This window comes from Leptolyngbya sp. FACHB-36, from assembly GCF_014695955.1.
Lineage (GTDB): Bacteria > Cyanobacteriota > Cyanobacteriia > Leptolyngbyales > Leptolyngbyaceae > FACHB-36.
On the sequence record NZ_JACJPG010000687.1, the window covers coordinates 1 to 4,849 of the forward strand.

At 54.6% G+C, this 4,849-nt stretch carries 5 protein-coding genes; 4 read left to right on the forward strand and 1 reads right to left on the reverse strand.

Features of this window, described 5'->3' with window-relative positions; translation table 11 throughout:
• The coding region (locus H6F43_RS21595; RefSeq protein WP_190345230.1) for a BtpA/SgcQ family protein at positions 1 to 575 on the reverse strand (575 nt) is incomplete at its 3' end.
• A gap of 157 nt (positions 576 to 732) precedes the next feature.
• Here H6F43_RS21595 and H6F43_RS22025 point away from each other — a divergent pair.
• The 4 genes from H6F43_RS22025 to H6F43_RS21610 form a co-directional block, all read left to right on the forward strand.
• Positions 733 to 876 (forward strand): hypothetical protein, encoded by a 144-nt coding sequence (locus H6F43_RS22025; protein ID WP_206754601.1) that lies wholly within the window; start codon positions 733 to 735, stop codon positions 874 to 876.
• A gap of 480 nt (positions 877 to 1,356) precedes the next feature.
• Entirely contained in the window at positions 1,357 to 2,712 is a 1,356-nt protein-coding gene (gene rimO, locus H6F43_RS21600) for a 30S ribosomal protein S12 methylthiotransferase RimO (RefSeq protein ID WP_190345231.1), read from the forward strand.
• A gap of 97 nt (positions 2,713 to 2,809) precedes the next feature.
• On the forward strand, positions 2,810 to 4,198 hold the full coding sequence (locus tag H6F43_RS21605) for a DEAD/DEAH box helicase (RefSeq protein WP_190345232.1): 1,389 nt from the start codon (positions 2,810 to 2,812) through the stop codon (positions 4,196 to 4,198).
• Positions 4,167 to 4,849, forward strand: a 683-nt coding sequence (locus tag H6F43_RS21610; protein ID WP_190345233.1) for an exonuclease domain-containing protein, incomplete at its 3' end; no start/stop codon positions are given. The genes H6F43_RS21605 and H6F43_RS21610, both read left to right, overlap by 32 nt.

Below are 4,849 nucleotides of genomic sequence, written 5' to 3' on the forward strand. Positions count from 1 at the left end.
GTTGCCCAGCCGGACAAAATCACGGCATCGGCAAGGCCCCGCTCGATCGTGTCCTGCACCGCAACGGTTAAATTGGGTGAACTCAATGGGCGAGCGTGCTTCACCAGCACATCGGCAAAAATCTTGACATCGCTACCTAACTCGCGCCGATAGCGCATTAGTTCGTGGGCGCGTCCTTCGATCAAGCCTTGGTCCGTTGCCATCACGCCCGTCAGAACGTTAACGCGAATAAACTGCGCCTGCGTGCAGGTGGCGATCGCCAAGGCGCTGTGGGCATCGTTGCGGAGGACATTGATGCCGATCGGCAGCGTCACCATATGCTGAAGGCGCTGCACAATCAAACTCATGGCGCTCACCACCGCCGGATCGACCTGATCTTTCACGAAGGGCGCATCAAAGAAGTTTTCGACCATGATGCCATCGACGCCGCCAGAGGCAAGGGCGGTGGCTTCTCGCTCGGCGCGATCAATCACAGCTTTGAGGGAGCCTCCCCAACGGGGAGAGGTGGGCAGCGGCAGCAAATGCACCACGCCGATGATTGGGTTTGGGGTTTTGAAAATTGAGGTTAAGTCCACTGTGTATCTAGATTTCGGACTCGTCAATAAAACGTTTGTAATCAATAATGATAACTTTTTACCGTGCCCGAATCTGCTGGAGCAACTGAATCCACCCGCTCAACAGCCTGCAAGCGCTTTTGTGTTTGAAGTAGCTCTTTTGTCTTTTGAAGTTCGAATGCTGCCTCTTCGCGCTTGCCTTGCTCATGCAGAACACTTCCTGATTGAACGCGAACCTCGACGCAGCATCAATTTGCAGAACTCGTCGATACTAAGCGATCGCCACCTCCAATCTGCCCTGAAACAGCAGCACCATTCCTAAACCTAGGTGAGCCTCAACGTAAGTAGATCAACGGTGTTTGAATTAACCGTCAGGGCTCGTTGGTAAGCCGCGATCGCTTCCTGTAGCCTATACTGATTGATCGCAAGTCGTTATGAGCGACAGTTGCCGTTCAGTCTGAAGCTTGGGGTTGCCCCGGAAGTAGGCGATTTGCACCAATGTTTGCAACTTCAACGTTTATGATCCAAAACAACTATACTGGAAGTCCTACGAGCGGATGTAAGCCAGTGAACTTGGCAGCAACGCTTCGCAGTTCTTAAAGAAGGAGAAAGTTTTGCGTAAAGAATCGTAATATTCCCGATTTTACGCTAAGATATTAGTAACACTCATCTGGGCGATTGCAGTGGGTAGCAGCAGCTACGATGCGGCTACACGGTTTGAAGCGAGGGGTTTGTCCGTCGCATAAGCGATCGCTACGGCTTAACGACTGGCTACCTGTTTCTTTACAACAAATAAAACTTCATGGGGAATAAGCCGACGATTGCGGTTTCGCACTTGGGCTGCGAAAAAAATCGAATTGACACCGAACACATGCTGGGACTGCTGGTGCAGGCAGGCTACCAGGTTGATAACAACGAAGACCTTGCCGACTACGTGATCGTTAACACCTGTAGCTTTATTCAGGCAGCGCGCGAAGAATCTGTGCGGACGCTGGTGGAGCTAGCAGAGGCAAACAAAAGAATTGTTGTCACTGGCTGCATGGCGCAGCACTTCCAGGAGCAGCTTCTAGAGGAATTACCCGAAGCGGTTGCGTTGGTTGGCACTGGGGACTACCACAAGATTGTCAGTGTGATCGAACGGGCAGAAGTCGGAGAGCGAGTAACAGAAGTTTCCGCAGAGCCAACTTACATTGCTGATGAAACCACGCCCCGCTACCGCACAACCACAGAAGGCGTTGCCTACTTGCGCGTTGCTGAAGGCTGCGACTACCGCTGTGCGTTTTGCATTATTCCTCACCTGCGAGGCAATCAACGATCGCGGTCGATTGAGTCGATCGTGGCAGAAGCGACCCAGTTGGCGTCTGAGGGCGTGCAGGAGTTGATCCTGATTTCCCAGATTACAACGAACTATGGGCTAGACATCTACGGCGAACCGAAGCTGGCAGAACTATTGCGAGCCTTGGGTAGCGTAGATATTCCCTGGATTCGGATGCACTACGCCTATCCCACTGGCTTGACGCCAAAGGTGATCGACGCGATTCGGGAAACGCCCAACGTGCTGCCCTATCTAGATTTGCCGCTGCAGCACTCCCATCCAGAGATTCTGCGGGCAATGAACCGTCCGTGGCAGGGTCGCGTTAATGACGGCATCATTGAGCGGATTAAAACCGCGATCCCCAACGCTGTTCTGCGGACCACGTTTATTGTTGGCTTTCCTGGCGAAACAGATGCCCACTTTGAGCACCTGATGCAGTTCGTTCAGCGGCACGAGTTCGATCACGTCGGTGTGTTCACGTTCTCGCCGGAAGAAGGGACTCCCGCTCATGACTTACCGAATCAACTGCCTGAATCAGTGATGGAAGCTCGACGCGATGCTCTAATGCAGCTTCAGCAGCCGATCGCCCTCAAGAAAAATCGGGCAGACGTGGGTAAGGTCGTTGATGTGCTGATTGAGCAGGAGAATCCGGAGACAGGCGAGCTTGTGGGCCGCTCTGCTCGGTTTGCCCCGGAAGTGGATGGTGTGGTTTACGTTCAGGGTGAAGCTCGTTTGGGATCGCTGATTCCCGTGGCGATCGACCAAGCAGACGTGTATGACCTCTTCGGACACGTTGCGATAGCAAGCGATGTACTTTCTGCACGCCCGATGACCGTTCCATAAGCGATGTTCCCCCTCTCGTTTCTCGATTAGACGCTTACTAAGCGCGCTATTCCGATTTTTTGTCTCAAATTCATCTCGAAACCCCTTAGGAGATTTAATGACTCTTTCGTTTAACAGTCTCGGACTTTCTGAAGCTCGTGTTCGTCACCTGGAAGCAATGGGCTTCTCGGCTCCCACAGAAATTCAGGCGCAGGCGATTCCACACCTGCTGTCTGGACGCGATGTGGTGGGTCAGGCGCAAACGGGCACCGGAAAAACCGCTGCGTTCGCGCTACCCATCCTGGAGCGTATTGATCCCAAGCTGCCTACCGTGCAAGCCTTAATTCTGACCCCTACCCGCGAATTAGCAATGCAGGTTGGTCAGGCGATTCGTACCTTTACCGACGACAAGCGCGTGCGCGTGCTAACTATCTACGGTGGACAGGCGATCGATCAGCAAATTTCTCGCCTGCAGCGCGGCGTTCAAATCGTAGTCGGCACGCCTGGTCGGGTGCTTGACCTGCTAAATCGCGGTGATTTGAAGCTCAACCAGCTCAGCTGGATTGTGCTAGACGAAGCCGATGAAATGCTGAATATGGGCTTTATTCAAGACGTGGAGAAAATCCTCAACCAAGCCCCGATCGAGCGCCAAACCACGTTCTTCTCCGCCACGATGGACCCGTCGATTCGCAAGCTCGTAACAAAGTTTCTGCGATCGCCGATCACCGTGACGATCGACCAGCCCAAAGCCGCTCCTACTCGAATTAACCAGGTGGTGTACATGGTGCCGCGCGGTTGGACCAAAGCCCGCGCCCTGCTGCCGATCCTAGAACTCGAAGATCCCGAATCGGCGCTGATCTTCGTCCGCACTCGTAAGGCGGCAGCGGAACTGACGAGCCAACTGCAAGCCGCTGGGCACAGCGTTGATGAGTATCACGGCGACCTCAGTCAGACTCAGCGGGAACGCTTGCTGCTGCGGTTCCGCCAGCGTCAAGTCCGCTGGGTGGTGGCAACGGATATTGCAGCGCGCGGCATCCACGTGGATGACCTGACGCACGTGATCAACTACGATTTGCCCGACAGCGTGGAAAACTATGTCCACCGTATCGGACGTACTGGACGCGCAGGCAAAGAGGGCACAGCGATTTCGCTGATTCATTCCCTTGATCGTCGTAAGCTGCGCGACATCGAACACCATGTTCGTCAGCGGCTTGAAATCGTGTCGATTCCGACTCGCGCTCAAATTGAAGCGCGTCAGCTAGAGAAGCTGCAAGCGCAAATTCGCGAAGCGCTTGTGGGTGAGCGGATGGCGTCGTTCTTGCCGATCGTGGCAGAGCTAGCGGAAGATTACGAACCGCACGCGATCGCGGCAGCAGCGCTGCAAATGGCGTATGACCAGACGCGTCCTGCTTGGATGCGTTCTAGCTCCGACCACGTGGAAGATGCGACTGACGGCAAGCCCAAGCCCGTGAAGCGTGTTAGAACCTCGGTGTCGTCCGAGAAGTAACGTGCGATCGCGCGATTTGCTGGCTTACTACCGCCAAGTGAGCCAGCAACTGCTAACGGTGGTTGATGTAGAAACTACAGGCGGCAAACCTGCTTGGAATCGGGTCATTGAGGTGTCGGTGCTACAGGCATCTCTGGCAAAGGGGATTCAGGAGCAGCAGACTCACCTAATCAATCCTGAAGTCACGGTACCGGAAAACATTACCCGGTTCACAGGCATTTCTCAGGCGATGGTGAATCAGGCTCCCTTTGCTAGAGATGTGTGGCATCGGTACCTGCCACTGGTCAGCACAGGCGTTCTGACCGCGCACAATTTGGAGTTCGACTACGGCTTTCTGCAAGCAGAGTTTGATCGCGTCAACACCGTGTTCTCCCGCCCAGAGGACAAGCAGCTCTGCACGGTGATTTTGTCGCGACTGATGCTGCCTGACCTGCCGTCTCGTCGCCTGCCCGATCTAGTAAAACATTTCAGATTTCCGGTGGGCCGCTCCCATCGCGCCGAGGCGGACACGCTGGCGTGCTGGTATCTAGCGGAACGGCTGCTGACCGAAGTCCAAAACGAGGCAGACGAGGTGCTGCTTGCCCGCTTTGCCCGTCAGTGGTTAACGCTTGATAGTGCCGCTACTCTTTTAGGCTGCTTGAAGGACGAGGC

Coding starts and splice junctions, on each gene's coding strand:
- H6F43_RS22025 (WP_206754601.1), top strand. CDS start 733: ATGCTGCCTCTTCGCGCTTGCCTTGCTCATGCAGAACACTTCCTGATT.
- rimO (WP_190345231.1), top strand. CDS start 1,357: ATGGGGAATAAGCCGACGATTGCGGTTTCGCACTTGGGCTGCGAAAAA.
- H6F43_RS21605 (WP_190345232.1), top strand. CDS start 2,810: ATGACTCTTTCGTTTAACAGTCTCGGACTTTCTGAAGCTCGTGTTCGT.